Source organism: Arthrobacter sp. StoSoilA2 (assembly GCF_019977195.1).
Lineage (GTDB): Bacteria > Actinomycetota > Actinomycetes > Actinomycetales > Micrococcaceae > Arthrobacter.
Genome location: NZ_AP024643.1, coordinates 678,742 through 705,626 on the forward strand (window position 1 = coordinate 678,742; position 26,885 = coordinate 705,626).

Below are 26,885 nucleotides of genomic sequence, written 5' to 3' on the forward strand. Positions count from 1 at the left end.
GGAATGTCCCTGGCCGGGCAGTACCTTGTGCTGCAGTTGTTGATCGTCCTGGCGGTCCTGGTGGCTGTCGTAGCTATCTCCCTGGCCCAATCTGCCGCTGCATTCGAACGAACTGAAGGGCGCCGGGCCTTGTCCGCCGCGGAGGCCTTGGGCAACAACCCCACAGTGCGCGCCCTGTTGCCCACTGCCGAACCCCGAAACGGCTCCTCCCTCCCCGCCGTGGCCGAATCGATTCGGACTGTCTCCGGTTCCTCCCACGTGGCACTCGCTAAGTTGGACGGCACAGTGGTGACCTCCTCGGATCCCAGCCAGCTGGGCAAGCAGCTTCTGCTCGGTGACAGCAGGGTCAAGGAAGGCCGGGCATGGACCGGAGTCCTTGCCGGCAATGAAGGCAAAGTTCTCTCAGCACACGTACCAGTGCTCGACGACTCCGGAACCATGATCGGCATCGCCTCCATCAGCAGGAACTATCCGTCCGCCCTTGAACGGCTGGAAGACGTGGTGCCAAACCTCCTCACCTACCTGGGCGTTGCGAGTGTCCTGGGCGTGGCCGGCTCCCTCCTGCTCTCCCGCCGCGTCAAACGGCAAACCCTGGGAATGGAGCCCCGCGAGATCACCGGTCTCGTGGAAAACCGTGAAGCGATGCTGCAAGGCCTGAAGGAAGGGGTGGTTGCCCTTGATCCTCACGAGCGGATTACCGTGGCAAATGAGAGCGCCCGCCAGCTCCTGGGACTGCCCGCAGACTGTGTGGGCCGGAAACTAGCCTCACTTCACGTGGACCGTGCGCTGAAAGTGGTACTCACCCGGGAACAATCAGACCCGGACCAGTTGGTGCTCGTGGGGGACCGGTTGGTGGTCATGAACAGGGTGGCCCTCCGCTCCCGCGGGCGTGACATCGGATCGGTGACAACGCTCAGGGACCGCACCGAGTTGTCGTCCTTGGAACGTGAACTCGGTGCCACCAGAACGGTGACGGACACTTTGCGTGCCCAAGCCCACGAGTTCGCCAACCAACTCCACGTCATTTCCGGCCTGATCCAAATTGGCGAATACGATTCCGTGGTGCAGTTCGTCAACGGCGCCACCGTGGACCGGACCCGGCTCAACGACGAAGTGACCAGCCGCATCCAGGACCCTGCGCTCGCAGCCCTCCTGATAGCCAAAGCCAGTTTGGCCACCGAGCGCGGCGTGGAACTGCAGATCGACCCGCGGTCCGGACTCCCGCGCGTCAACGAGGAACTGTCCCGGGACCTCACCACCGTGGTGGGCAACCTGGTGGATAACGCGTTCGACGCCGTTACCGGGCTGGTTGGGGCGGCGGTGAGTGTGTTGGTGGTCAACTCAGCGTACGGTGTTTCAGTCACCGTCCGGGATAACGGTCCAGGTGTGCCCTCCGACGCCGCTGAGGACATTTTCCGGCAGGGCTTTTCCACGAAGGAGCCAGGACCTGGCGATGCCCGCGGTTTCGGCCTGGCGCTCTCGCGGGTGATCTGCCGTCGGTCCGGTGGTGACCTGACAGTAGCCAACGACCACGGGGCAGTATTCACCGCACGATTCAACAAGCACGATTCGGATTTCGAAGGGGCAGTGCCGTGATCAAAGTACTGATTGTCGATGACGATTTCATGGTGGCCAAGGTCCACGCCGGTTTCATCCAGCGGACGCCTGGGTTCGGCGTCGTGGGTGTAGCGCACACTGGCGCGCAGGCCATCCTTGAGACGCAGCGGCTCCAACCGGACCTTGTGCTGTTGGATATCCATCTCCCGGACATCAACGGGCTGGACCTGATGCATCAGCTCCGGGACGTTGCCCCGGACCTTGACGTGCTGGTGATCAGCGCGGCCCGTGAAACCGAGACGGTGCGCAAGGCACTGCGCGGCGGCATTGTCCATTACCTTATTAAGCCTTTTTCGCAGGCTGATCTTCAGGAGCGGCTGCAGCACTACCTGAATGCCTACCAAGGGTTGGACGCCTCCAAGGACGTGGCTGAGCAATCGGATGTGAACAGGGTGTTTGGGCTCAGCGTATCTGAGCGCACCCTGCCCAAGGGCTGCAGTGTAGAGACGCTTGAGTTGGTGGAAGCTGCGCTGAACTCCGCTCCCGGCGATGTCTCCGCTGCCGAAGTTGCCGAGCAATTGGGGACCTCCCGGGTGAGTGCCCGCCGTTACCTTGAGTACCTCCACGATGAAGGTGCGTTGGAAGTCAGGCTCAAGTACGGCGTCGGGCGTCCCGAAAGAAGGTATGTGCTGAAGGGGAAGTGACGAGCGCGGCCCCGGCAGCCTGGCCCAGGTGTCAATTGATAAACTGAATGCACGTCCACGATCAGGTTTCTGACAGAGGAGCGTGAGCACTATGCCCAAGACCGGCAAGAACGATCATGCCCGCAAAGACGAACTTCCATCCACTCTGCAGCGCTCGGAGCAGAAGGCCCGGGATACTTTCGCCAAGACCTACGACTCCGCCATGGAGACCTACGACAACGATGAGGGCCGTGCGGCCCGCACCGCCTTTGCGGCGGTGAAGCACAGCTACGAGAAAGTAGGCGACCACTGGGAGGCGAAGGAGGAACGGGGCCCTTCTGACCAGCGCGCGGCAGAAGGCATTGAATCAACGAAACCTACCGCCGGGGGAGTGGACGCCAACGCCTCCAAGGAACATCTCTATCAACGTGCCCGGGAACTGGACGTCAAGGGCCGTTCGAGAATGAGCAAGGACGAGCTGGTCGAAGCTCTGCAGAAAGCCAACGACGCCGCGACCCGGAAAGCGCGGGGCGGCTAGTCTTCGCCGCAGAATTGCTGGCTTACCATAGCCCTCCATCAGAATTCGGCCCGGAAACGGTCATCGCACCTCGTCATCCGGGCACCTCGTCATCCGGCGGCTTTCCACCCCAAGGCGGGCCCCAGGTTTCCTGCGATGTCGGTGAGGATCTGCACGTAGTCCTCATGTTCAAAGCTGAACGGCAGTGCGAAAGCTACCTCGTCGACTTCCCGGAACCCAGCATGGGCGTACAACTGCTCGGCGATTTCAGCGCTGGTCCCCAACATATCCGGGGCGAACAGCATGCCCTTCGGCCCTTGGGGCGCCCGCGTACGGGGAGTGCGTTCATCAACGTACCTCTGGTACTTCTCACGCTGGGCATCCGAAGCAGAATCGGTGGGGATCACCACCAAGCCCTGTGAGACCCGGGGAGTGTTTCCGGACGCTGCGGCTGCCTGCCGGTACGCACGGATCTGAGTCTGCTGGACCTTCGCAAAGTCCGGTTCCTGGTTCTCATCCGGGAAAATCACGCTGCTGGACAGAAGATTGAAGCCGTTTGCCCCGGCCCAGACGGCCGACTTCATGCTGCCCGCGCCGTACCAAAGGCGGCTTCGCAGCCCGGGAGAGTGTGGCTCCACCCGGTTGGAGAATTCCTCCACAACACCTTGCTTGCCCGAGAACTCCCGAACCTTTTCGCCGGAGACCAGGCGGGCAAAGCGCTCCACGCGGCCATAGGAGAAGTCCTCTGTTTCCGAGGAATCCGGGAACAGCTCATGCTTCACGGTGTCGTAGTGCATCGGTTCGCCGACGCTAAGCCCTGGATTGATCCGTCCCCCGGCGAGCAGATCCACAGTGGCCAGGTCCTCCGCGAGGCGCAAAGGATTTTCCCAACCCAGCGGGGTGACCGCGGTACCGAGCTCGATCCTGGACGTACGCTGGCTGGCGGCGGCCATCACCGCGACAGGGGAGGAGATCCCGAACTGCAAATGACGGTGCCTCAGCCACGCACTGTCGAACCCCAACTGCTCACCGAGCTCGATGATCTCCAACGTTGAACGGTGCCCTGCAGCCGGATCGGCGGGGTCGAAAAGGCCGATAGTGAGAAATCCAAGCTTGCGGAGGGGGAGTTCGGGGCTTGGCATGGACTTCCTTCGCGATCGATCGGCAGTTACTGCCCAGAATAGATCCCGGTACCGGAGACGACGGCGGGACGTTACCTTTTGTGATGGGCTCGCTGAGGGTGCGTGCGCGGCAGGCCTGCGAAGACCTTTAGACCCACAGGCGGAGCCCCGCCGGAAGTCATCGGCCGTTCCGGGCTTCTGGACGAGTTCGAGTAGGGGTTGGAGCTCGGCTCGGCGCCGGGTTTGAAATGCGGTAGCAGGCGATTGAATGTGCGGGGCCGGGTGTGGGCATGGTATCCCCTGGCGGCTCATATGAACTAAATCGCCGCAACCAGAGGCTAAGCGGTTGGGGACTCGAAGTCCACAGCCAGAATCGCCCGGGACAAGGTGACGGCACGGTCCGCCAACTCTTCAAGCTCGGCGTCGGTGCAGTCGCGGGGGGCCCAGCGGGTGGCGCCCTCAAGCAGGGTCATGACCACCCTGACATGCTCCTCGGCGTCGGGGCAGCCTATATCGCGTGCCGCGGCCACATACATCTGTTCATGGAGCGTGACCCAGTTATCGACTTGGGCGCGCAGCTCCTTGGGGAGAACTCCGGCCATCCTGTCTGTCGCAACCAGGAGGTCCCACAGGTTACTTTCCGGCAATCGCACCTGCCGCGTGAAGTGGAGTTTGACCATAGCGTCCCAAAATTCGTCCGCGTTGCGGGCCGGCTCTATGGCTTCGAGCAAGGCTACGCCGAAACGGTGGAAATGCCAGCGGAGCGATTCGGCAACGATTTCGTCCCTGCCGTCAGGGAAGTGCGAGTAGAGGCTGGGCGGCTTGATGTTGACGGCGTTGGCGATGGTCCGCATCGAGACGGAGTTGAAACCGTTGGCGATGGCGAGCTGCAGGAAGGCCTCAAGGATGTTCTGGCGGCCCGCCTTCTGTCCCGTCCAGTTCCATTCCTTCAGTTGCGATTCGAAGGCGCGGGAGGCGGCTTCGTAGGACTTCACGCTCATAATTCGCCATCCTAACACTCGTTAGGTAAATTGCCTTCAGCACTTCCCTAACGTCTGTTAGTTAGGTAGTCTGGAAGTGGCGCGGAGCACATGCACCCACCATCCCAATTCGTTTGAGCGGAGAGCAAGCAATGGTCACCGAAAACACGAGCCTGGGGGCCACTCGCAATAGCAACGTCATCCTCGGAAGCGGGCTTTCCGGAATGGTTGCCGCGTACATCGGCGCACGGGCGCTGGAGGACAACGCGTCACTGAACGAGAACTGGAGCGCACTGCAGGCATTCCGTCCAATTCTGCCGCGGCGGCACCCACGAAAGATCAAGCCAGGCGGCACCGGCCCGGCACTGGCATCCTGACCCGCATATACAAAGGGAGAACCTGCCCCAATGTCTGCAGAAGTACTGTCACCGTGGCCGAATGAAACCCCACGTGAAACCAACCGCGTCCGCGAGCTCTTCCTGATGCAACCCCACGCTGACCTCAGCGGTATCCGCCCCATCATCGCCCGCTCCTGGTACCGCAGCCGCGCTGCCGGCGTCGATGCATTCGCCGACCGCGGATTCTTTGACGAGGGACGGGTGGACGAGTACACCATCGCAGCGGCCGGCCCTCATTTGCAGAAACTGGATGAAGTGGCTGCCGACCTTGGCGGTTACGTCAACATCACGGCCCCGAACGGAGTGCTGGTCAAGGCCAATTTCCTGCGGGATGACGGGTTCCCCGCCGGGTACTCCCTGCTGGAGGAGAGCTGCGGAAGCAACGGCGAAGGCCTGGCATTGGAAGAAGGGCGTGGGGTCTGGCTGGCCCCGGAAGAACACTTCCGTGAGGACATGCGGGGCAACTGGTGTTTCGCATCTTTGGTTCGGGATCCGTTCCATAACCGCGTTCGGGCGGTCATCGGGCTGACGCTTCCTGCCAACCGGGTCAGCACCCTGGAACCTTCCTCCACGCTGCTCATGCTCGAAGGCGTTGCCTCACGGATCGAGCGCGACATTGAGGTGCGGACCTCGTCCAGGGAGCGGGCTCTCCTCAGCGAGTACCTCAGGATCTCGCGCCGCAGGGGCAACCGGGCCGTTATCGCCGTCGACGGCAAGAACTCGCTCCAGAACGCTTCGGCGACAGCGACGTTGGTGGACGGCGATTTCTCCATCGTCTCGGGCTACGCCAAAGCCGTGATGTCCTCCGGCCGGGAGATGAATTGTGAAGTCATGCTCGAGGGCCCGGGACATTCTACGTTGGAAATTTCACCGGTGACGCTGTCTGCTGCAAACGTCGGAGCCATTGTTGTTGTTCGACCCCACGCTCCCGCCAAAAGTCGCACCGTCGCTTCCGGCAGCGCCCCGCTCCTCCTGGCATCATCGCCGGAAGGGACCGCTGAACGATTGCTGAAGCACGTGGATGGCACCAGCACGGAGTTCAAACGCACACTCAACCTGGCGCGTAAAGCCGTAGACCAGGACAGGTCCGTGGTGATGATCGGTGAGCTGGGCAGCGGGAAGCTGCGTCTGGCCGGTGCCATTGCATCGCTGCGTGGTGGACAGATGGTTGTCGACGCCCGCAACGGAGACCTCAGGAACGCCACCTTTAACGATGTCCTGCACAGGGTGGCCACCGAGCTTCCCGCGACGCTGATCGTGGAGCATGCCGATGAGCTCTCCCAGAACGAAGCCAGTGAGATTGCCCGCAACCTTCGCGGCAACTCCGCAACCAGGATCATCTTCACCGTTACGCGTCCCACGGATGCGACGTTGCTGTTGTCCGAGGCATTCGATGTTCTCGAGATCTCAGTGGCACCCCTGCGCAACCGGCGGGAAGACATCCCGCAACTGGCCAACGCCATAGCGCAAGAGCTGGGGGAGCGGCGCCTGTCCCGGAGGCTCGTCACCACCCTCACCCACGCCGACTGGCCACGCAACATCGACCAGCTCCGCGCCGTCGTCTCCAACGCCGTCGAACGTGCGGAAGGCGCCGAGGTAACAGTGGACGACCTGCCACAAGGGTTCCACCGCGCCCTGACAAAGGGCAGGCTCTCCCGCCTTGAGGATGCAGAATTGAGCGAGCTGCGCACTGCGCTGCAGGAAGCAAAAGGTAACCGCAGCCTGGCAGCGGAGACCTTGCAGATCGGGCGCTCCACACTCTACCGGCGCATGGATTATTTCCGCAGCCGCGGCTTCGACCTCTGACGCCACGCAGGGAGCAGCAGCCGACCTCCAAAGGGGGCCGGCTGCTCCGCGCTGCCCAGGTGGCGAAAGGCCCGACGACGAGTGGCCCCTTGTGCTGCCCGGCTCTCCCCAGTCGGTGGAACACGGTGTCCCACTGTGGTGTCTCGATATGGCACGGACGGCCGCCCCGATATCGCGTTGTACTGGAAATCACCCGACACCGGCACCCGTCCCAAGGAGTGTCCGGCAGCGACCGAGGGTACGAACACGAACAGGACGACTGACTATGACCCGCGATGCCCAGGGAACCATTCTTGTGGCCCCCCACCATTTCCCGGACCTGGCCCGTGAGCACGCGCTCGCGGAGGAGTTCGGTTACACACTCAACCCCGCGGCAGACACCGACGCCTTCCGTGCAGGGCTTCCCGAAGCCGACATTGTGATGATCACGCCCTACGCCAAGCTCACTGCCGCCGACTTCCCGCTGATGGGCAAGTGCCGGGCAGTGATCAGGTACGGAATCGGCTACGACAACATCGACGTCGCCGCGGCAACTGAAGCGGGCATCCCGGTCTCTATCGTTCCCGGCACCGCGTCGGAGGAAGTCGCCTCCCATGCCTTCGCGATGGGCCTGGCGCTGGCGCGCCGGCTGCCTGCCGGAAACGACGCCATTGACAACCTTGGCTGGGCCGGAACCATCGGCTACGACACCCCTGTCCTGTCCGAGCTTGAGGTCGGCGTCCTGGGCATGGGCCGCATCGGGCAGCATGTGGCCCGCATGTACTCGGCTGTAGGAGCCCGCGTCCGTGCCTATGACCCCTTTGTCACGGAGAGTTTCGTGGAGATGACCGGGCTGCAAGACATCCTGGAGAATTCCGATGTCGTTTCCCTCCATCTGCCGCTGAACGATGAAACGGCGAACCTCATCTCCACCGACGCGCTCGCGAAAATGCGCAAAGGCACAGTGATCGTCAACGTGTCCCGCGGCGGCCTCATCGATGAAGCCGCGCTCGCCTCGGCGCTGACCTCGGGTCACATTGCAGGCGCCGGAATCGACACCTTCGCCCAGGAGCCGCTCGGGGCTGATCACCCCCTGCGCACGGCACCCAACGCCATCCTCACGCCGCACATCGCATGGCGTTCCAACCGGTCAACGGGTGCGCTGCAGGACGGTGCCGTAGAGCGGGTACGCCTCGCGCTGACCGGCCAGCCGCTCATCGACCTCGTGAACTGAGAAGACTCGTCACCTGAAAAGACTTGTGAATCAACAGACTGGAGAAACCCGACTTGGCTACCACCAACCATTTGGAAGACCTCGCTGCATTGCAGAACCCCGCAGAGGATCCGCACCTGCGCCGTGGGCCGCGCGGCTTCCCGCTGCTGCCGGGCGGCTATGGCCGGTCAACCTATTACACCGGCGCACCGAGCCCCTACGCCATCAAGGGCGAGGGCTACCGGGTGTGGGACGACCGCGGCCGTGAACTGATCGACGCGAACAACAACTTCACCTCCTTGATCCACGGCAACGCCCACCCGGAAATCACCGAAGCCGCCACCAAGGCCCTCACCACCGGTGCCAGCTGGGGCATCCCAAACCTCTACGAATGGGAACTCGCCGAACTCCTGCTCGGCCGCCTTCCCGAGCTGGACCAGGTCCGTTTCGCGAACTCGGGCACCGAAGCCGTCATGTCCGCGATCCGCATCGCCCGCGCCAGCACCGGCCGTGAGCGCGTCATCGTCACCAAGGGCGGTTACCACGGAACGTCAGAGGTAGCCCTGGTTCCGGGCGGACCCTCCTACCAGCGCGGCGTGACCCGCGGCGTGATCGACGACGTCACAGCGGTGCCGCTGAACGACGTCGAATTCCTGCGCCAAGCGGTTGAATCCGCTCCGGACGCCTACGCCGCCATCATCCTGGACCTGCTGCCCAACCGCGCCGGCCTCCTCACGATCAACGAGGAATTCGTCCGGACCGCCAGGGAACTCGCCACCCGCTACGGCATTGTGCTGATCATCGACGAGGTCATCAGCCTCCGCCTCGGCTACAACGGCTTCAGCGGTGAATACGGTGTTTCCCCGGACCTGCTGACCACGGGCAAGCTCATCGGCGGCGGATTCCCCGTCGGAGCGGTCTGCGGAAAGGCCGAGCTCATGGCCGAAGTGGACCCCACCCGCCCGGGCAGCCTGCCCCACGGCGGCACGTTCTCCGGCAACCCGGTCAGCATGGCCGCCGGATCCGTGGCCCTTCGCCTCTACACCGAAGATGAGGTCAAGCGCCTGAACCAGTTGGGCGACACCGCCCGCGAAACGGTCAACGCCAGGATCGCCGACGCCGGCTGGGAGATCCGTGGCAGCGGCTCGCTCCTCCGCGCGATTCCGGCCGGACTGGAGAAGGTGGACGAGCACACCCAGCACAAGCTGTGGTGGGCCTCCTACGAGCGCGGACTGCTGGGTTCTCCGGCCAACCTGCTGTCCCTGTCCACGCCTATGGACGAAAAGGTGGTCGACGACATCGCTGATCGCCTGGCCGACGCCGTACTGGCGGTCGCCTTGGACGCTCCCATCACGGAAGGCGCAAACTAACCATGAAGATCGTTTCCTACGAACATGAATCGGGTATCCGCGGCGGCGTCCTGATCGATGACACAGTCTATGACCTGGAACTGCTGCTGCAGGGTTCCAGCCAGGCAGTGCACGGAGCCACCACCACGGTCCGGGAATTCCTGGAACTCTACGGCGACCGGCTTCAGGCCGTCTCGGCCGAGGTCAGCGCATTGGCCGGCCAGGACCCGGAAGCCCACGTGGGTGCCCGGGCCGATATCCGGCTGACAACACCTGTGCCCAATCCCTCCAAGGTGCTCTGCATCGGCCTGAACTACAAAGACCACGTTGCCGAGACCGGCCGCGCGTTCCCGGAGTACCCGGACGTCTTCGCCAAGTTCGCCTCCACCATGGTTGGGCCCGAGGACGAGATCGGCGGTGCGAAGGTCAGCGAGAACCTCGACTTTGAAGGTGAACTCGCTGTGGTGATCGGGCGCAAGGCCAGCGAAGTCCCCGAAGAAGAAGCATTGAACTACGTTGCCGGGCTTGCACCGCTGAACGATGTCACCGCCCGGGACCTGCAGTACCGCGGCACCCAGTGGCTGGCAGGCAAGGCCGTTGACGGGTCAACCCCGTGGGGCCCTGCACTGGTCACCTTGGACGAAGTGGGCGATCCCCAGAACCTGGACCTCGCCACCCGCGTGAACGGCATCGAAGTGCAGCGCTCCAACACGAGTTACCAGATCTTCCCGATCGCCCGCATCGTCTCCTATCTTTCAAGTTTCCTCACCCTGGAACCAGGCGACGTCATTGCCACGGGAACCCCGCAGGGCATCGGTGCCAAGCGGAACCCGCCTGTCTGGCTGGAACCGGGAGACACGGTGGAAATCGAGATCGACAAGGTTGGACTCCTCCGCAACACCGTTGGCAAACCCCAGCTCTAATCCCTTGCAAGCCCTACGAAAGTAATGAAGACCCATGAGTGAAGTACAGACACAACCAGGTGAGGCCCGGTACCGCATTGCCGTCGACACCGGCGGTACCTTTACCGACGTCGTGGTCGGTTCCAACAGCGGCGACATGGCGGTCGGCAAGGCGCTGACCACCTACGACCGCGTGTTCACCGGCTTCGAAGCGTCGGTCCGCCGCGCTGCCGAGTCCGTTGGCTGGAGCGGTGACGACGTGCTGCGCAACGCAGACGTTATTGTCTACGGCACAACCCACGCCACCAACGCAGTCCTGACAGGCAAAGTTGCCAAGACGGCGTTGCTGACCACGGACGGCTTTGCCGATACGCTTCTGCTCCGCGAAGGTGGACGTCGTGATGCCTTCGACTCGAAAGCTGCGTACCCGCCGCCCTACATTCCCCGCCACCTGACCTTCCAGATCACTGAACGCATCTCCTCCGAGGGCGACATCCTGGTGGAGCTGGATGAAAAGCAGGTCCGGCAAATCCTCGGCTCCTTCAAGGAACAGGGCATTGAAGCTGTGGCCGTTTCTTTCCTCTGGTCGATCATCAACGATGCCCACGAGAAGCGGGTTGCCGAGCTGATCCAGGAGATCCTGCCCGGCGTTCCGTACACGCTCTCCAACGCGGCAAACCCCACCATCCGTGAATACCGCCGCTCCTCGGCAGCCTCGATCGATGCTTCCCTGAAGCCATTGATGGCCGACCACCTGGGCAAGCTCCGCTCCGACCTCCAGAAGTACGGCTTCGCCGGCGACCTGCTGGTGGTTACCTCCGAGGGTGCCGTCCTCGACGTCGCCGATGTACTGGACCGCCCGGTACTGCTGCTGAACTCCGGCCCGTCCATGGCTCCACTGGTTGGCGCGGCGGCGGCTCCGGACCACGACACAGTGGTTGTCTGCGACATGGGCGGCACCACCTTCGATGTGTCCCTGGTCGAGAATGGCGTAGTCCGCCACACCCGTGAGGCCTGGCTGGGTGAGCCGTTCGTTGGGCACCTCACCGGCCTGTCCTCCGTGGCGGTGTCCAGCATCGGCGCGGGCGGCGGCAGCATCGCCTGGATCGACGGCGGTGGCCTCCTTCGCGTAGGCCCACAGAGTGCGCGCAGCACCCCCGGCCCGGCAGCCTACGGCCGCGGCGGCGAAGAGCCCACTGTCACCGACGCCTGTGTGGCCCTTGGCTATCTCGACACAGAAGGCTTTGAAGGTGGGTTCACCTTGAACCGCGAGGCCGCCATTAAGGCCATCGATACCCGCATTGCCGGTCCCTTGAAGATGGACACCCTTCAGGCCGCCCAAGCCATCCTTGATGTCTCCGCCAACCACATGGCTACCGCCATCCGCCAGTCTGCTCTCGAACAGGGCGTTGACCCCCGGGGTGCGCTCATTGTTGCTGGAGGTGGCGCAGGCGCCATGGTCGCAGCGATCATCGGCAGGCTCCTGGAAGCCGACACCGTCCTGATCCCGGCTACCGCCGGCGTCCTGGCCGCCTACGGCGCCCACCGCGCACCGATCGCTACCGAGTTCCTCTCGCCGCTGCACAACGACACCCGCAGTTTCGACGCCGGTTCGGCCTCCCGGGCAGTGGAGGACCTGACGGCCAAGGCTGAAGTCTTCGTGAAGCGGTTCGACGGCGTGGGCGAAGCACCCAAGGTCACCTACTTCGTGGACGCCCGTTACCCCGGGCAGGCCTGGGACCTCCGCGTCTACCTCGACGCCGCCCCGGACACCTCCGGCGATGCGGCAGGCATCATCGAGCGCGCCTTCCACGAGGAGCACGACCGCCGCAACGGCACCCACGATCCGGACAGCCGCGTGGAGATCATCACCTGGGGTGTCCGCGTGGAAATCCCCCGGTCGGAGCACGCCAAGTCCGAAAGCGAACTCAGCCGCACCGCGGAAATCCACCGCACGGACAGCATTGTTTTTGGCGGCAAACCCTTCAGCACCCAGCGCTACCGCGGCGTGACGCTCGCCCCACGCGACAAGATCGTAGGACCGGCCGTCATCGATCAGCCCACCACCACCATCGTCGTGCCGCCGGAGTGGGACGCCACGCTCGATGAACGATCCAACATCTACCTCACCCGTAAGGAGGCGTAACCGTGACCCGCGAATTCGATCCCGTAAAGCTCTCGGTCCTTGCCAACGCATTCGACGGCATTGTCCGCGAGATGACCAGCGGCCTGCTCCGCTCCGCCCGCTCATCCGTCATCAACACGGCCCGCGACTTCTCCTGTGCTGTGCTGACCGCGGACAACCAGTTGCTCGCTGCCGCCGAAGGTGTGCCCGTGCACGTCTTCGGTGCCGGCCCGCTGGGCGAGGACATGGTTGAGCTGCACAAAGACATCAAGGAAGGCGATGCGTTCCTGCACAACGACCCCTACATGGGTAATTCGCACGCTGCAGACCACGTGATCCTGGTACCCATCTTCATCCAGGGCCGCCACCTCTTCACCGCCGTGACCAAGGCCCACCAGGCCGACTGCGGCAACTCGCTTCCCACCACGTTCTTCGCCACCGCGCGGGACGTCTACGAGGAAGGCGCACTGATCTTCCCTTGCGTGCGGATCCAGCGCGACTACACGGACATCGACGACATCATCCGCATGTGCCGGTCCCGCATCCGTGTTCCCGACCAGTGGTACGGCGACTACCTGGCATCCGTTGGAGCCTCGCGCATCGCCGAGCGCCGCATCCACGAACTCGCTGCAAAGTTCGGCGTGGATGACCTGGTGGACTTCGTGGACGCCTGGTTCGACTACTCCGAGCGCCTGACGGCCGGCGCGATCGAGAAGCTGCCCGAATACGTCCTCCACGGCACCTCCACCCACGATCCCTTCCCCGGCACAGGCCCGGACGGCGTGCATTTGCAGGCAACCCTCGAGGTGAAGCCAAAGCAGGGCAAGGTTGTGATCGACCTCCGCGACAACCCGGACAACCTGCCTAACGGACTGAACCTCACCAAGGCAACGGCCACCGGCGCCGCGCTGGCCGGGATCCTTTCCGGCATCCCGGAGAACCTGCCGAGCAACGCCGGAACCTTCCGCCGCGTGGAGGTGCTGCTGCGTGACGGCTGCGCCGTGGGTGTTCCCAAGCACCCCTACTCCTGCTCGTCGGGCACCACCAACCTCGCGGACCGAGTGGTCAACATCGTCCAGGCCGCTTTCTCCCAGATCGACGACGGTTACGGCACCGCCGAGGGCGCAGCCGGCCAGGCGCCTGCCAAGTCGGTCATCTCCGGGACGGACGAACGCAACGGCAACCCCTACGTCAACCAGATCCTGGTAGGCGGCGTCGGTGGTCCGGCCACCCCGTACGTTGATGGTTGGCCCACCTACCAGCGACCCGTGTGCGGGGCCCTCCTGTACCACGACAGCGTGGAAGTGGACGAGCAGCGGTACCCGATCCTGGTCCACGAACGCACCCTCGTTGCCGACTCCGGCGGAGCCGGCCGCCAACGCGGTGGGCTCGCCACGCGCGTCACCATGGAACCCCGTGGCGAGAGCGTCACCCTCACCTACGGCATCGAAGGCAAAATCAACCCGCCCAAGGGTGTCCGTGGCGGTCACGACGGCGCCGAGCCGTCCACATGGGTGGAAGACCTCAAGACCGGCGAACGCCGCGAGATCCCGGTGGTCGGCCGCTACGACCTGCAGTCGGGAGAGAAGGTCGTCTCCATCACCCCCGGCGGTGGTGGCTACGGAGACCCGCTGGAACGCGATGTCCTGGCAGTGCTCGACGACTATCGCGAGTCACGCGTGACCCTCGAAGCCGCGGCCGCACACTACGGCGTGGTCATCACAGACGGCGCCGTCGACGAAGCAGCAACGGCCCAGACCCGCCAGGAACGCCTGGCCGGCTAGCACCGAGCTATCGCAACTAGCACCGGCCTATCGCAACTCATCCCGGGGCGAGGTATATTCCTCGCCCCGGGATGTTCCACCAATCATTAAACGGAGATTCACATGGAACCCATTCGAGTCGGCATCATCGGCGTCGGAAACGTCCTCAACCAATACCTGGACAAGATCGGCGTCCACCCCGACGTCCAGATCGTGGCGCTCGCGGACGTGAACCCCGAGGCAGTCAGGAAGCGCGCTGCCGAGTACGACGTTCCCAAGGCTCTCACCCCCGACGAGCTACTGGCAGATCAGGACGTAGAGTTGGTCCTCAACCTCACTCCGCCCAAGCTCCATGCACCGGTCACGCTACAGGCGATCGCTGCCGGCAAGCACGTCCTTTCCGAAAAACCCTTCGCAACCTCCCTTGAAGAAGCGAAGCAGATTCTGGACGCAGCACGGGAAGCCGGCGTCAAGGTAGGTTCCGCGCCCACCACGTTCCTGGGTTCCGGCATGCAGACCAGCCGCAAGCTCATTGACGACGGCTGGATTGGCGAGCCGGTAGCAGCCTTCGCCTCCTTCGCCTGCCGCGGCTATGAGCACTGGCACCCGAACGTGGACCCTTTCTACAGCCCCGGCGCAGGCCCCATGCTGGACATCGGACCGTACCTGATCACCAACCTTGTGAACTTCTTCGGCCCGGTGAAGCGGGTTTCCGCGACCACGCCCCGTTCGTCCGAAACTCGTCCCCGCCCGGGCAAAGAGGGTGAAGTCATCCAGATCCAGACCCCCACGCACGTCACGGGCACCCTCGACTTCGAGTCCGGCGCTGCTGCCACCGTGATCGTCAGCTGGGACATCTGGAACCACAACCTGCCGCACCTGGAGATCTACGGCACCGGCGGCTCCCTGGCCGCGCCGAACCCGGACCACTTCTCCGGCGCTCCAGTGCTGCGCCGCGGCGAGCCGGGCGACCTCGCGCTGGACATGACCCCGCCCGGCGGTGGCGACTGGCGCGAAACGCCCATCACCCACCGTGACGACGCCTACCGCGGCATCGGCCTGGCCGAATTCGGCTACGCCATCCGCAACGGCGTGGAGCCCCGGACGGGCGGCGACTTCGCCTACCACGTGCTGGAGGTCCTCCTCGCCTTCGAGGCATCCTCGGAGCAGGGCAAGCACATCGAAATCGAAAGCACCTGCGAGCGTCCCCGGCCGCTGCCCTCCGTGGGTCCACAGGAGCCTTACCGCTTCGACTAACTCAACAACTAAACAGCAGCCGACGGCGGTACCTACGTACCGCCGTCGGCTGCTGTTTTTGCGTGTCCGGGCAAAGGGGCTGCGTCCCAAACTGGGACACAACTTTGCCTCCCCGCGGTGAAAACCTGATGTTCGGGCGAATCGGTTTGCAAGTGCCGACGCACCTACGAATTTAGGAGAACGCATGACTAGCACAGCCGCTGCTGATCTCGGCACCGAGGTCAATATCGCAGCCGATAAAAAGGCCGTCCGCCGCCGCACTGTCGCACAAGCGATCGTCGAGTATTTGCAGGTCCAGTACAGCGAACTGGACGGCGAGAAACGGCGCCTGATCGCCGGCATGTACGGCATCTTCGGCCATGGCAACTCCGTGGGCCTGGCCCAAGGCATCGATGAATACGGCGTGGACTTCCCGCACTACCAAGGCAAGAACGAGCAATCCATGGTCCACGCGGCCATCGGCTTTGCCAAGGCTTCCAACCGTGCGGCCACCCTGGCCTGCACCGCTTCAGCCGGTCCGGGATCCACCAACATGGTCTCCGGTGCCGCGACGGCCACCACCAACCGACTCCCTGTGCTGCTGTTCCCCGCGGACATCATCAACAACCGGTTCGGCGACCCCGTGCTGCAGCAGATCGAGCACCCCGTTGAGCGCGACGTGTCCGCCAACGACTGCTTCCGTCCCGTCAGCCGCTATTTTGACCGGATCACCCACCCGGCCCAGCTGCTGTCCACCCTCCCCGAGGCCATGCGCGTCCTCACCGATCCTGTGGAAACGGGCGCCGTGGTGGTTTGCCTGCCGCAGGACATCCAGGGCGCCGAATTCGACTTCCCGGAGTCCTTCTTCACCCCGCGCGTCTGGCACATCCGCCGGCGTCCCGCCGTCGAGGATGAGCTCCGCGACGCCGCAGAAATCATCCGCAACGCCAAGCGTCCGCTGCTGATCGCCGGTGGCGGCGTCCGCTACTCCAAGGCACAGGAAGAACTGGCACTCTTCAGCGCCGAGTTCGGCATCCCGGTGTCCGAGACCTACGCCGGCAAGGGCAGCGGACCCATCACCGACCTTAACCTCGGGGCATTGGGTGTGACCGGAACTGTGGGCGCCAACGAGATCGCCGACGGTGCGGATGTTGTGGTCACCGTGGGCTCCCGCCTGCAGGACTTCATCACGGCCTCGCACTCGCTGTTCCAGAACCCGGACGTGAAGTTCGTGAACCTCAACGTGGGTTCGTTCGACGCCCACAAGATGGGCTCGTTCCCCGTCATCGGTGACGCCAGGCTTAACCTGGCCGCCCTGCGCGAGCGGCTCGCCGCCGTCGGGTACTCGACGTCGGACGAGTTCCGCAGCGACGTGGCGGACGCACGCAAGGCCACGCTGGAAGTTCGCAAGCACGATCTCCAGGATTTCGCCGGTGAACTGATGAGCCAGGCACAGGTAATCGACGTGCTCAACAGGCGCACCACCAACGAGGACGCCCTGATTTTGGGCTCCGGCGGCGTGGTTGAAGGCATCCACAAGGCGTGGGACCCGTCCAACGGCACGGAAATCCACTTCGAGTACGCCAACTCCTGCATGGGCCATGAGATCCCGGCTGGCCTCGGCTACCGTTTGGCCCGTCCCGATGCGCCGGGCGAGGTATATGTCCTGATCGGTGACGGTACCTACTTCATGCAGCCAACCGAACTGGTCACGGCTGTCCAGGAACGCAAGAAGATCATCACCATCGTCATCGACAACCGCGGACACCAGTGCATCTGGCCCCTCCAGGTTGCCAAGGGCGGTCCGGGCCGCGAATTCGGCACCCAGTACCGGGAACGCAGCAAAGAGTCCGGCCGACTGGACGGGGCCATCCTCGATTTCGACATCGCGGCCAACGCGGCCAGCATGGGTTGTGCTGCCTGGTCCACGACGACGATCGAGGAGTTCTCGGCCGCCCTCACCGAGGCGAAGGAAGTCGAAGGTCCTGCTGTGATCGTGGCCCGCGTGGAGCCGTGGCGCTATCTTTCCGGCAACGGCGCCTTCTGGGACGTTGGAGCTCCGATGACCTCGGAGAGACCCGACACCCTGGAGGGTATCGCCAAGCACCTCAAGGGCCGTGAGCGTCAGCGCTTCTACGCTGCCACCACCGCACCTGAAACGCGCTAAGCGCACCGGGCGGGACCGCTATATCCGGCGGTCCCGCCCGTGTCTTTTACGGGATTTATTGACCAAGGAGCATTCATCATGAGCGCATTTGCCGTTACTGATCCGGCCACCGGAACCATTCACGCCGAGTACCCCGCAGCCACCGACGCAGAAGTCGAGGCCGGACTCAGCGCAGCCCAGAAGACCTACCAGGACTGGTCACGCACCACTACGGTCGCCGAACGCGCGGCCATGGCCAAGCGCCTCGCGGACCTGTTCGTTGCCCGCAAGGACAAGCTTGCCGCCATCATCAACCGCGAAATGGGCAAGCCGCTCCAGCAGGCCGTAGGCGAAGCGGAGTTCTCCGGCTCCATCGCGGCAGCCTTTGCAGAACATGCAGAGGAATGGCTCGCGGACGAGGAACTCGAGGTTGCTGACGGGCTGAGGACCTTCTTCCGCTACCAGGGCCTCGGCGTGATCCTGGGCATCATGCCGTGGAACTACCCCTACTACCAGGTGGCACGGTTCGCGATCCCCAACATCATCCTGGGCAACACGGTGATCGTCCGCCACGCCAGCCAGTGCCCGGAGTCGGCGCTCGCCCTGGAGGAACTCTTCCGCGATGCAGGCTTCCCGGAGGGCGCCTACGTCAACCTCTTTGCCACGCACCAGCAGATCTCGGACATCATTGCCGATGACCGTGTGCAGGGTGTCTCGCTCACCGGTTCCGAGCAGGTGGGAGCGATCGTCGCTGAGCAGGCCGGACGCGCGTTGAAGAAGTGCGTCCTCGAGCTTGGTGGAGCCGACGTGTTCCTGGTTCTGGACACTGACGACGTGGACCTCGCGGTGAAGAAGGCCGTCATGGGCCGCATGGGCAACACGGGGCAGTCGTGCAACGGTTCCAAGAGGATCGTGGTGCTGGACAAGTACTTCGACGAGTTCTCGGAGAAGTTCAAGGCCGCCATTGCTGGCCAGTCCTACGAGAACGGCGATTTCGGCCCGATGTCCTCCGATTCAGCCACCAAGTTCCTGGCTTCCCAGGTGCAGGGTGCGCTGGACCAGGGCGCCGAAATCCTGGTGGGCAACAATGAGCCAAAGGGCAACGTGTTTACCCCGACGGTGATCACCAACATCACCCCGTCCATGGACGTCTACAGCGAGGAACTGTTCGGTCCCGTTGCACAGCTCTACAAGGTCAGCACCGACGATGAAGCGATCAAGCTCGCGAATTCCTCGCCGTATGGCCTTGGTTCCGTGGTGATTTGCGACGACATCGACCGCGCCGAGCGCGTCGGCAATCAGCTCGACGTCGGCATGGTGTTCGTAGGTGCCTACGACCTCAGCGGTGCGGACGTGCCGTTCGGCGGCATCAAGAAGTCCGGCTACGGCCGGGAACTGGGCAAGGTGGGCATGCTGGAGTTCGCCAACAAGAAGCTGTTCCGCTTCGCCAAGTAGTTTTCAACGCAGCAAAATCAGCGCAGCACAAAGGAGGCCGGATCATCGCGATCCGGCCTCCCTTGTTCAGTCTCAGGCTCCGTACGTGGTCTTCCCGGAGACTTCCGGAATCTCCACCCAGTCACCGGAACCGGCGCTCTTCAGCGAGGCATCCACCAGTTCGGATGCCGACCACCCGTCAGCCACCGAGGGGCCTAGCTGCTTACCTTCGGCCACGGACCGCAGGAAGAGCGCGGCCTCGATGGTCTTGAGGTCGTTGAAGCCAATGCCCGGACCGGGACCCGGCTGGAAGCGCCCGAATTCGCCGTAGGACGGCGGGGTCATGATGGTCCGGTATCCACTGCGGTCCGTGGCGAGTTCCAACTGGTTCATCCGTTCGAAGTTCCAGCGCAGCGAGCCCTCCGTGCCATACACCTCGATGATGTACTCGGCGTGCGGGCCAATGGCTACACGGGTGGATTCGAACATGCCGATCGCGCCGCCTTCAAAACGGGCCAGCATGGCGGTGTAGTCCTCGTTCTCCACTTCGCGGGTCACGTCCGAGGCCTTGCCCATGTCGAAGGAGTTGGAGGAGTTGCCGGCGGGCAACGGGCGATCCTTGATGAAGGTTTCGGTGACGGCGTTGAGCGACGTGATCCGGCCCACCAGGAACTGCGCCAGGTCGAAGCCGTGGCTCAGGACGTCGCCGAGGACTCCCGAACCGGCCCGAGCCTGCTCGTAACGCCACGTGAACACCTGCGTGGGGTCGGAGGCATAGCCGGTGAGCAGGCGGATCTGCACGTTGGTGATACGGCCGAGAGCGCCGGAGCGGATAAGCCGCCTGGCTTCTGCCACCGCAGGCGCATGCCGGTAATTGAAGCCCACCGAGGTGATCAGCCCAGCGGCTTCTGCGCCCTGGGCAATTTCGCGGGATTCCTGGGCGCTCCGGCCCATGGGCTTCTCGATCCAGAAATGCTTGCCGGCCTCGATGGTGGCCAAGGCAATTTCGTGGTGCAGGAAGTTCGGGGAACAGATCGAAACGACGTCAACGTCCGGGTTCTCGAGCACCTTGCGGTAGTCCGTGGCCGTTTCCTTGTAACCGAGCGCGTCCTCGGCGTGGTGACGGCCGGCGTCGTCGGGGTCTGCGGCGATCACAAGCTCAGGGTGGCGCGGCAGTTCAGGGAAGAACTGCTTGGTGGCGAGGTAGGCGCGGGAATGCAGGCGCCCCATCCACCCCACCGAGATGAGGCCAACGCCAATGCGGTTCTGGTCTTTCAAAGTGGACTCCTTAGTTTTGCCGCTCTCCGGCGGTGCTGTGCCGCACAGAAAGGCGGCATCTGCGCATCAGCCTATGGAGGCAAGGTGTTTGTGCTGTGTCTCAATCTGAGACATCCGGCGAGGGCCTACGGCTGTTTGAGTAGAACGTATAGTCCAGCAACGCCAACCAAGAGGAGCCCGTCGACGATGATGGACCGCAACAAACGGATTCGGACGGAACCCCTGCGGGTGCTCGTCACGGGCGCAACGTCCGGCGTCGGAGAAGCGACCGCAAAACTCTTCGCAGCGCGGGGCGCGCGGGTCGCACTCATAGGGCGTCGCGCCGGCGAGCTGCAACGGGTTGCGGACGCGATCGACGGCGTTGCGCACCGGGTGGTCGCCGACGTCGCTGACGCCGAATCAGTCCGGAACGGCGTCCGGGGAGCGATCCACTCCCTCGGTGGCCTCGACGTGGCCGTCAACGCCGCCGGGGTTGCCGGTTACGCGCCCCTGGAGGACCTGGACGAGCACCGCTGGAGCGAGGTGCTGGACACCAACCTCTCCGGCACGTTCTACGTCGCCCGGGAAGCGGGACTCCACCTGCGTAGAGCCGGGGGAGGAGCAATCGTCAATGTTGCCTCGGACCTAGCAACCATGGGAGTCGCCGGGCTGGCCCATTACTGCGCAGCCAAGGCCGGTGTGGTGGGGCTTACGAAGGCACTTGCTGTGGAGTTGGCTCCCCATGTCCGCGTCAATGCCGTTTGCCCTGGCCCGATTGATACGCCCATGCTGCGCTCGGGCCTGGACGCCGAGCCGGATCCCTTCCTGGCCCTGCAGCAGAAGCAAAGCACCGTGCCGCTGTGCCGGCTCGCTGATCCGGAGGAGGTGGCAGCAGCCATCTATTTCCTGGCGGTGGACGGCACTTTCGCCACCGGCACCAGCATGGCATTCGACGGCGGCACGTCGGCCGCGTAGCTGCCACACCCAATACCTCATATAGACAAACAAGCCAAGGAGTCTTGAAAGATATGTCCGAGTCGAATTACAACGATCTCCGCAGCGCACGATGGTTCGCGCCTCACGACCTCACCGGATTCGTGCACCGCACCGCCATCCAGGCTGAAGGTTTCTCACGCTTCGCCCTCAAAGACAAGCCAGTTATCGGCATCGCAAACTCTTGGTCGGAACTGGTCAACTGCAACATCCACTTCAAACTTCTGGCCGACGCCGTGAAGCGTGGTGTTCTCATGGCCGGCGGTTTGCCGCTGGAGTTCCCTACGATCTCCTTGGGCGAGAGCCTGATGAAGCCCTCGGCCATGCAGTTCCGGAACCTGATGGCCATGGACGTGGAAGAGTCCATCCGCGCCTACCCGCTGGATGCGATCGTGCTTCTGGGCGGCTGTGACAAAACCGTCCCGGCGCAGCTTATGGGTGCCGCCAGTGCGGATGTTCCCACCATCATGCTTACGGGCGGACCCCAGGAACCCGCCCATTTCCGGGGGAAACAGCTCGGGGTTGGCACTGACACCTGGAAGTACGCAGATGAGTTGCGTGCCGGCAAGATCACCGAGGCGGACTTCGACGAGCTTGAATCCGCCGCGAAACCTTCTGCCGGACACTGCAGTGAGATGGGCACTGCCTCCACTATGACGTCCCTCGTGGAGGCGTTGGGCATGTGCCTGCCGGGTACTGCCTCAATCCCTGCAGTGGACGCGCGCCGCGCTCAAGCAGCCGAGGCCACAGGACGCCGGGCAGTGGAAATGGCCCTGACGCAGGGGCCGAAACCCAGCGAAATATTGACCAAAGAGGCGTTTGATAACGCCATCACGCTCTTGATGGCTGTAGGTGGTTCCACCAATGCCGTGGTGCATCTCCTGGCGCTGGCGAGGCGCGTTGGTTACGAGCTGCCGTTGGATCGGTTCCACGAAATCTCGCAGCGCACGCCTCGCATCGTCAATGTTCGGCCATCGGGTGAGTACTTGGTGCAGCAGCTGTTCCAGGTAGGTGGCATCTCCACGGTACTTAAGGAGCTGGCGCCACTCCTGAACAAGGACGCCATTACCGTCACGGGTGAGTCCCTCGAAAAGGGCTACAAGACGGCACCGGAGCCGGACGGCGTTGTAGTCAGCACGCTCGAAGCACCCTTCGACGCTTCAGGTGGCATCGCCGTCGTCCGTGGATCCTTGGCACCCAATGGTGCCGTGATCAAGAGAAGCGCAGCCTCCAAGGACCTGCTGCAGCACAAGGGTTCGGCGGTGGTGTTCGAGGACATTTACGACCTCGGCCGCAGGATTGATGATCCAGATCTGGATATCACGGAAGACTCCGTACTGGTCTTGCGCAACAGTGGGCCCGTAGGAGCTCCCGGTATGCCCGAGTGGGGCATGCTTCCCATTCCGGAGAGGCTGCTGCGCCGGGGCATCCGGGACATTGTCCGGATCTCCGATGCGCGAATGAGTGGCACGGCCTTCGGCACCACAGTCCTGCATGTTTCGCCGGAGGCTGCGGTGGGCGGCCCGCTGGCCATTGTCCGGGACGGCGACCCGATAGTGCTGGACGTCGAGAACCAGCGCCTTGACCTCGATATTCCTGAGGAAGAGATCGAGGCCCGGCTCGCCGAGCTCAAGCTGCCCGAGCCGAAGTACCGCCGTGGCTACGGACGGCTTTTTATCGACCACGTCAACCAGGCACATGAAGGTTGCGACTTCGACTTCCTCAAGGGCCTGCCGGACGAGGAGCCCCAGCGGCTGCCCTACGGCCTGATGAGCGGTTGGCAGGGCGGCTGGTAGGCCGCGGCGACCACTAAGCACGGATGGTGGGGCCGTTCCCGTCTGGGGGCGGCCCCTTGAAAGGAGAAGGTGTGTCACGACCCAAAGTAATTGCAATTGTCCAGGAGGGCCGCCCGGTTCCTCCCGTGGAACGTCTGGAGACCGAAGCCGAAGTGTTGGTGGTCCGGACGGCGGATGAGTTCCGGGCAGCGCTGCCGGGAACGGAGATCCTGTTCCTCAACGATTTCCGGACCAAGCTCCTGCGCGAAGTGGGCCCCGGGGACTTGCGCTGGATCCACACCTCCAGCATTGGCGTGGACAGTCTCATGACCGAGGAGATCATCAACAGCGACATCGTGGTCAGCAACTCCCGTGGAGTGTGTGAACGCCCCATCGCTGAATGGGTCCTGGGCGTGCTGTTGATGTTCACCAAGGACCTGCGCCGCACCATCGAGTTGCAGCAGGCACGGACCTGGCAGCACCGCGAGACCGAACCCCTTTTGGGTCGCAAGGTACTGGTGGTCGGTCCGGGCCCGGTGGGGCGCGAAACCGTGCTGCTGTTGCGGGCAGCGGGCATGGACGTGACCGTCGTCGGCAGGTCTGCCCGTGAGGATTCCCAACTGGGCGCGATCGCCTCCTTTAACGAACTGGACGTGCTCCTCGGAGAAGCCCAGGACGTTGTGCTGACCGTGCCACTCACCGAGGAGACCCGCGGTCTGTTCAACGCTGCCCGCTTCGACAAAATGCGTCCGGGTGCACGCTTGGTCAATGTTGGCCGTGGAGCGGTTGTGGTGGAGCAGGACCTCCTTGATGCCATCGATGCAGGCCACTTGGGTGCAGCGGCCTTGGATGTCTTCGAGAACGAGCCGCTGGCGGCCGATAATCCGCTGTGGAGCCGCAACAATATCCTGGTCTCGCCCCACGCATCCGGAGACCTGATCGGATGGCGTGGCCGGGTTGTGGACTGCTTCGCGAGGAACCTTCAGCAGTGGAAAGCGGACCAGCCGCTGAACGACATTGTTGACCTGAAGAAGCTGGGTGGAACCGCCCCAAAACCTGTGTCTCAGGCTGGTACAGTACTCCCACAATCCGCGTCGGTAGTGTGATTCAGCACTCTAAAATTTCGCGACGAGGATTACATGTCTAGCTCAACAAAAGGGAAGCCGATAACGCCTACCCAGACCCAGGAACATAAGCTCAGCGGCAACATGGGGATCGGCGAGCTCGTGATGAACGTGCTTGCGTTCTCTTCCCCCCTGACCACCGTTGCGGGCACCTTGCCCGTGATGCTTCTTTTCAGTGGCCACACTGCTCCGGGGATTTATCTCCTGGTCACTCTGATGCTGCTGATTTTCTCGGTGGGGTTCGTCAAGATGAGCCGGAGCGTCGAAGCTCCCGGCGGCTTCTACTCCTTCGTCACGGCAGGGCTGGGCAAGCCGGCCGGCTTGGGCGGGGCGCTCCTGGCCTTGGTTGGGTATGTGTTCATCGGCTTCTTTGCTCCGTCACTGTTCGCCCTCACGCTGCAGAGCTTCGTGGTCAATACCCTGGGCGGTCCGGATATCCCGTGGTACTGGTACGGCCTGGGCATCATTGTCGTCACCACATTGCTGGCGTACAACCGGATCGATCTCTCCGCGAAGGTGCTGACGGTGGTCATGCTGCTCGAGTCGACCGTCGTCATCATCTTCGATGTCGCGGCGTTCGCCTCAGGTGACGTCTCACAAGGCGTCGGTTTTTCGATGCCGTGGATTACCGACGCCGGATTGGGCCTTGCGCTGCTGTTTGCCGTTGGGAACTTCTTCGGTTTCGAAGCAACGGTCATCTACCGCGACGAGGTCAAGAACCCGGACAGGACCATCCCCAGGGCAACCTACCTGGCCGTGGTGGGCATCGGCCTGTTCTACGCGGTGGCTGCGTGGGCTTACACCGCATTCCTGGGAGCGGACAACGTCCAGGAAGCGGCCAAGGCCAACACCGTGAACTTGTTCAACGACGGCGCCACGGTGCTGGTGGGCAAGATCTTCGCTGACATCGGCGTAGTCCTGCTCATCACTTCGATCCTGGCCTCAATGCTCTCGATCCAGAACATCGCGGCCCGTTACAGTTTCTCGCTGGCCGCTGATGGGGCACTCCCCAAGGCTTTGGGTCGGGTGCACCCGCGGCACAAGTCTCCCTACGTTTCAGCAGTAGGCGTTGGCTTGCTCTGGGCCGTAGCCACGGTGGTGTTCACTGTGGTGGGGGTTCCTCCTGAAGCCCTCTACCCGATCGCCAGCGGAAGCGGCACTTTCTCGGTCCTGCTCCTGATGTTCATCACGAGCTTCGCCGTCCTGGTTTACTTTGTCCGCCGCCGCAGTTTCGCTCCTGAATCTGTGTGGAAGACGATTGTGGCGCCCATCGTCAGCGTGATCTTCCTTGGCTTGATTACCTACCTGGCCATCGCGAATTATCCGGAACTGATCGGTGGATCGGCCGTTATGACTGCCATCTTCATGACCTTCACGTTCGCGCTGTTCTTCGGCGGGATTGTTTATGCCTACTTCCTGCGCTCAAAGCGTCCGGATGTTTATGCCAGATTGGGCCGGCAAAAGATCGACTAAAACATCACTTCAACATCTGGAGACCTGCAATGACGCAACAGATCAGAGTTGGCCTGTTCGGGACCGGCAGGATCGGTCAAGTGCATGCCATGAGCCTGGCAACCCTGGAAGAAGCGACGTTGGCCTGGGTGTGCGACCCCTTAATAGAGGGCGCCAAGCGAACAGCCGCCGAATACGGTGGGCGTGTGAGTGACGACCCGGAAGAGGTTTTTGCCTCCGGGGAGGTCGATGCCGTTATCGTGGCGTCTCCCACGGCCACTCACGTGGACCTCATTGAGCAGTCGATCGACGCCGGGATCCCGGTTCTGTGCGAGAAGCCCATCGACCTGGAAATTGCGCGGGTCGATGCACTCCGGGCCAAGGCGGCCGCTGCGGATATCCCGATCGCCCTGGGCTTCAACAAGCGCTTCGACAGGCACTTCGTGGAACTCAGGCGGCGTGTGGGGGCTGGCGAGATCGGAGTCTTGGAGCAACTGATCATCACCAGCCGCGATCCCGGGGAGCCGCCAGCGGCCTATCTGCCCCAGTCCGGCGGGATCTTCCGGGACATGACTATTCACGATCTGGACATGGCCCGCTACTTCATTCCGGACATCGTGGAGGTGTCGGCCACAGGCGCGAACGTCTTCAGTGACGGCATCCGGCAGGCGGGCGACTTCGATTCGACAGCGGTGACCTTGCGGGGTTCGAAAGATGAGCTTGTGACCATCTTCAACTCGCGGCATTCCGTGTATGGCTATGACCAGCGCATCGAGGCCTTCGGATCCGCGGGCTTGCTTCAGGTGGTCAACAAGAACGACAGCCTGGTCCGGCACTGGGGTGCCAGGACGGTGGAGGGGATGGGGCCGTACCAGAGCTTCTTCCTGGAGCGCTACGCGGAGGCGTACCGGCTTGAGGTGGCAGAGTTCCTGCGCGCTGTCCGCGGGCTTCCCTCGCGGAGTCCGAGCTTCGAGGACGGCCGTGCTGCCCTGATCCTGGCTGACGCGGCGGAGAAGTCCGCCCGGACACGTGCTGCGATAGCCGTGGAGCTGTCAGCGTAGCCCTTTGACTGCCC

21 protein-coding genes are annotated in these 26,885 nt (G+C 63.4%); 18 read left to right on the forward strand and 3 right to left on the reverse strand.

Translation table 11 applies throughout. The features are described 5' to 3' along the window. The first annotated feature begins 3 nt into the window (after positions 1 to 3). From LDN82_RS03300 to LDN82_RS03310, 3 genes are all read left to right on the forward strand, one after another. Positions 4 to 1,596, forward strand: a complete 1,593-nt coding sequence (locus tag LDN82_RS03300) for a sensor histidine kinase (protein ID WP_224167450.1) — start codon at positions 4 to 6, stop codon at positions 1,594 to 1,596. Beyond that, positions 1,593 to 2,261 (forward strand): response regulator, encoded by a 669-nt coding sequence (locus LDN82_RS03305; RefSeq protein ID WP_224166359.1) that lies wholly within the window; start codon positions 1,593 to 1,595, stop codon positions 2,259 to 2,261. Before LDN82_RS03300 ends, LDN82_RS03305 begins: the two co-directional genes overlap by 4 nt. A 91-nt stretch (positions 2,262 to 2,352) precedes the next feature. Further along, a complete protein-coding gene (locus tag LDN82_RS03310) occupies positions 2,353 to 2,778 on the forward strand; it encodes a ChaB family protein (RefSeq protein ID WP_224167451.1) in 426 nt (141 codons plus the stop codon). A gap of 89 nt (positions 2,779 to 2,867) precedes the next feature. Here the strand turns inward: LDN82_RS03310 and LDN82_RS03315 are convergent, their stop codons facing one another. Both LDN82_RS03315 and LDN82_RS03320 read right to left on the reverse strand, forming a co-directional pair. Then, positions 2,868 to 3,899 (reverse strand): LLM class flavin-dependent oxidoreductase, encoded by a 1,032-nt coding sequence (locus LDN82_RS03315; protein ID WP_224166360.1) that lies wholly within the window; start codon positions 3,897 to 3,899, stop codon positions 2,868 to 2,870. 317 nt (positions 3,900 to 4,216) lie between these two features. Further along, entirely contained in the window at positions 4,217 to 4,879 is a 663-nt protein-coding gene (locus LDN82_RS03320) for a TetR/AcrR family transcriptional regulator (protein WP_224166361.1), read from the reverse strand. Between the two features lie 131 nt (positions 4,880 to 5,010). Here LDN82_RS03320 and LDN82_RS03325 point away from each other — a divergent pair, with 131 nt between their 5' ends. The 10 genes from LDN82_RS03325 to LDN82_RS03370 all read left to right on the forward strand — a co-directional run bounded on the left by LDN82_RS03325 (position 5,011) and on the right by LDN82_RS03370 (position 19,230). Then, positions 5,011 to 5,235 (forward strand): hypothetical protein, encoded by a 225-nt coding sequence (locus LDN82_RS03325; RefSeq protein ID WP_224166362.1) that lies wholly within the window; start codon positions 5,011 to 5,013, stop codon positions 5,233 to 5,235. Between the two features lie 30 nt (positions 5,236 to 5,265). After that, a complete protein-coding gene (locus LDN82_RS03330) occupies positions 5,266 to 7,062 on the forward strand; it encodes a helix-turn-helix domain-containing protein (protein ID WP_224166363.1) in 1,797 nt (598 codons plus the stop codon). Positions 7,063 to 7,327: 265 nt separating this feature from the next. Continuing rightward, positions 7,328 to 8,275: a C-terminal binding protein gene (locus LDN82_RS03335; RefSeq protein ID WP_224166364.1), complete on the forward strand. Its 948-nt coding sequence runs from the start codon at positions 7,328 to 7,330 to the stop codon at positions 8,273 to 8,275. A 53-nt stretch (positions 8,276 to 8,328) separates the two neighbouring features. After that, a complete protein-coding gene (locus LDN82_RS03340) occupies positions 8,329 to 9,624 on the forward strand; it encodes an aminotransferase class III-fold pyridoxal phosphate-dependent enzyme (protein WP_224166365.1) in 1,296 nt (431 codons plus the stop codon). Between the two features lie 2 nt (positions 9,625 to 9,626). After that, positions 9,627 to 10,526 carry a fumarylacetoacetate hydrolase family protein gene (locus LDN82_RS03345; protein ID WP_224166366.1) on the forward strand — a complete coding sequence of 300 codons (900 nt, stop codon included), beginning with the start codon at positions 9,627 to 9,629 and terminating at the stop codon, positions 10,524 to 10,526. A gap of 34 nt (positions 10,527 to 10,560) precedes the next feature. After that, positions 10,561 to 12,651: a hydantoinase/oxoprolinase family protein gene (locus LDN82_RS03350; protein WP_224166367.1), complete on the forward strand. Its 2,091-nt coding sequence runs from the start codon at positions 10,561 to 10,563 to the stop codon at positions 12,649 to 12,651. A gap of 2 nt (positions 12,652 to 12,653) precedes the next feature. Further along, positions 12,654 to 14,414, forward strand: coding sequence for a hydantoinase B/oxoprolinase family protein (locus LDN82_RS03355; RefSeq protein ID WP_224166368.1), 1,761 nt, complete (start codon positions 12,654 to 12,656; stop codon positions 14,412 to 14,414). Between the two features lie 102 nt (positions 14,415 to 14,516). Next, positions 14,517 to 15,650, forward strand: a complete 1,134-nt coding sequence (locus LDN82_RS03360; protein ID WP_224094209.1) for a Gfo/Idh/MocA family oxidoreductase — start codon at positions 14,517 to 14,519, stop codon at positions 15,648 to 15,650. A gap of 184 nt (positions 15,651 to 15,834) precedes the next feature. Further along, positions 15,835 to 17,796 carry a 3D-(3,5/4)-trihydroxycyclohexane-1,2-dione acylhydrolase (decyclizing) gene (gene iolD / locus LDN82_RS03365; protein ID WP_224166369.1) on the forward strand — a complete coding sequence of 654 codons (1,962 nt, stop codon included), beginning with the start codon at positions 15,835 to 15,837 and terminating at the stop codon, positions 17,794 to 17,796. 78 nt (positions 17,797 to 17,874) lie between these two features. Continuing rightward, positions 17,875 to 19,230, forward strand: coding sequence for an aldehyde dehydrogenase family protein (locus LDN82_RS03370; RefSeq protein ID WP_224166370.1), 1,356 nt, complete (start codon positions 17,875 to 17,877; stop codon positions 19,228 to 19,230). Positions 19,231 to 19,302: 72 nt separating this feature from the next. Here LDN82_RS03370 and LDN82_RS03375 read toward each other — a convergent pair whose 3' ends face one another. Continuing rightward, positions 19,303 to 20,487: a Gfo/Idh/MocA family oxidoreductase gene (locus LDN82_RS03375; RefSeq protein ID WP_224166371.1), complete on the reverse strand. Its 1,185-nt coding sequence runs from the start codon at positions 20,485 to 20,487 to the stop codon at positions 19,303 to 19,305. Positions 20,488 to 20,673: 186 nt separating this feature from the next. On the opposite strand from LDN82_RS03375, the gene LDN82_RS03380 reads away from it, so the two are divergent. The 5 genes from LDN82_RS03380 (at position 20,674) to iolG (ending at position 26,871) form a co-directional block, all read left to right on the forward strand. Next, positions 20,674 to 21,441, forward strand: a complete 768-nt coding sequence (locus LDN82_RS03380) for an SDR family NAD(P)-dependent oxidoreductase (protein WP_224166372.1) — start codon at positions 20,674 to 20,676, stop codon at positions 21,439 to 21,441. 53 nt (positions 21,442 to 21,494) lie between these two features. After that, on the forward strand, positions 21,495 to 23,255 hold the full coding sequence (locus tag LDN82_RS03385) for an IlvD/Edd family dehydratase (RefSeq protein ID WP_224166373.1): 1,761 nt from the start codon (positions 21,495 to 21,497) through the stop codon (positions 23,253 to 23,255). A gap of 71 nt (positions 23,256 to 23,326) precedes the next feature. Further along, entirely contained in the window at positions 23,327 to 24,340 is a 1,014-nt protein-coding gene (locus LDN82_RS03390; protein ID WP_224166374.1) for a D-2-hydroxyacid dehydrogenase, read from the forward strand. Between the two features lie 33 nt (positions 24,341 to 24,373). Continuing rightward, on the forward strand, positions 24,374 to 25,831 hold the full coding sequence (locus tag LDN82_RS03395; RefSeq protein ID WP_224166375.1) for an APC family permease: 1,458 nt from the start codon (positions 24,374 to 24,376) through the stop codon (positions 25,829 to 25,831). 29 nt (positions 25,832 to 25,860) lie between these two features. After that, positions 25,861 to 26,871 carry an inositol 2-dehydrogenase gene (gene iolG, locus LDN82_RS03400; protein ID WP_224166376.1) on the forward strand — a complete coding sequence of 337 codons (1,011 nt, stop codon included), beginning with the start codon at positions 25,861 to 25,863 and terminating at the stop codon, positions 26,869 to 26,871. The last annotated feature ends 14 nt before the right edge of the window (positions 26,872 to 26,885 follow it).

What these genes read in the sequence shown, in the direction of transcription:
- LDN82_RS03300 (WP_224167450.1), top strand. Translation starts at nt 4, where the DNA reads ATGTCCCTGGCCGGGCAGTACCTTGTGCTGCAGTTGTTGATCGTCCTG.
- LDN82_RS03310 (WP_224167451.1), top strand. Translation starts at nt 2,353, where the DNA reads ATGCCCAAGACCGGCAAGAACGATCATGCCCGCAAAGACGAACTTCCA.
- LDN82_RS03315 (WP_224166360.1), bottom strand. Translation starts at nt 3,899, where the DNA reads ATGCCAAGCCCCGAACTCCCCCTCCGCAAGCTTGGATTTCTCACTATC.
- LDN82_RS03320 (WP_224166361.1), bottom strand. Translation starts at nt 4,879, where the DNA reads ATGAGCGTGAAGTCCTACGAAGCCGCCTCCCGCGCCTTCGAATCGCAA.
- LDN82_RS03325 (WP_224166362.1), top strand. Translation starts at nt 5,011, where the DNA reads ATGGTCACCGAAAACACGAGCCTGGGGGCCACTCGCAATAGCAACGTC.
- LDN82_RS03330 (WP_224166363.1), top strand. Translation starts at nt 5,266, where the DNA reads ATGTCTGCAGAAGTACTGTCACCGTGGCCGAATGAAACCCCACGTGAA.
- LDN82_RS03335 (WP_224166364.1), top strand. Translation starts at nt 7,328, where the DNA reads ATGACCCGCGATGCCCAGGGAACCATTCTTGTGGCCCCCCACCATTTC.
- LDN82_RS03345 (WP_224166366.1), top strand. Translation starts at nt 9,627, where the DNA reads ATGAAGATCGTTTCCTACGAACATGAATCGGGTATCCGCGGCGGCGTC.
- LDN82_RS03350 (WP_224166367.1), top strand. Translation starts at nt 10,561, where the DNA reads ATGAGTGAAGTACAGACACAACCAGGTGAGGCCCGGTACCGCATTGCC.
- LDN82_RS03360 (WP_224094209.1), top strand. Translation starts at nt 14,517, where the DNA reads ATGGAACCCATTCGAGTCGGCATCATCGGCGTCGGAAACGTCCTCAAC.
- iolD (WP_224166369.1), top strand. Translation starts at nt 15,835, where the DNA reads ATGACTAGCACAGCCGCTGCTGATCTCGGCACCGAGGTCAATATCGCA.
- LDN82_RS03370 (WP_224166370.1), top strand. Translation starts at nt 17,875, where the DNA reads ATGAGCGCATTTGCCGTTACTGATCCGGCCACCGGAACCATTCACGCC.
- LDN82_RS03380 (WP_224166372.1), top strand. Translation starts at nt 20,674, where the DNA reads ATGATGGACCGCAACAAACGGATTCGGACGGAACCCCTGCGGGTGCTC.
- LDN82_RS03385 (WP_224166373.1), top strand. Translation starts at nt 21,495, where the DNA reads ATGTCCGAGTCGAATTACAACGATCTCCGCAGCGCACGATGGTTCGCG.
- LDN82_RS03395 (WP_224166375.1), top strand. Translation starts at nt 24,374, where the DNA reads ATGTCTAGCTCAACAAAAGGGAAGCCGATAACGCCTACCCAGACCCAG.
- iolG (WP_224166376.1), top strand. Translation starts at nt 25,861, where the DNA reads ATGACGCAACAGATCAGAGTTGGCCTGTTCGGGACCGGCAGGATCGGT.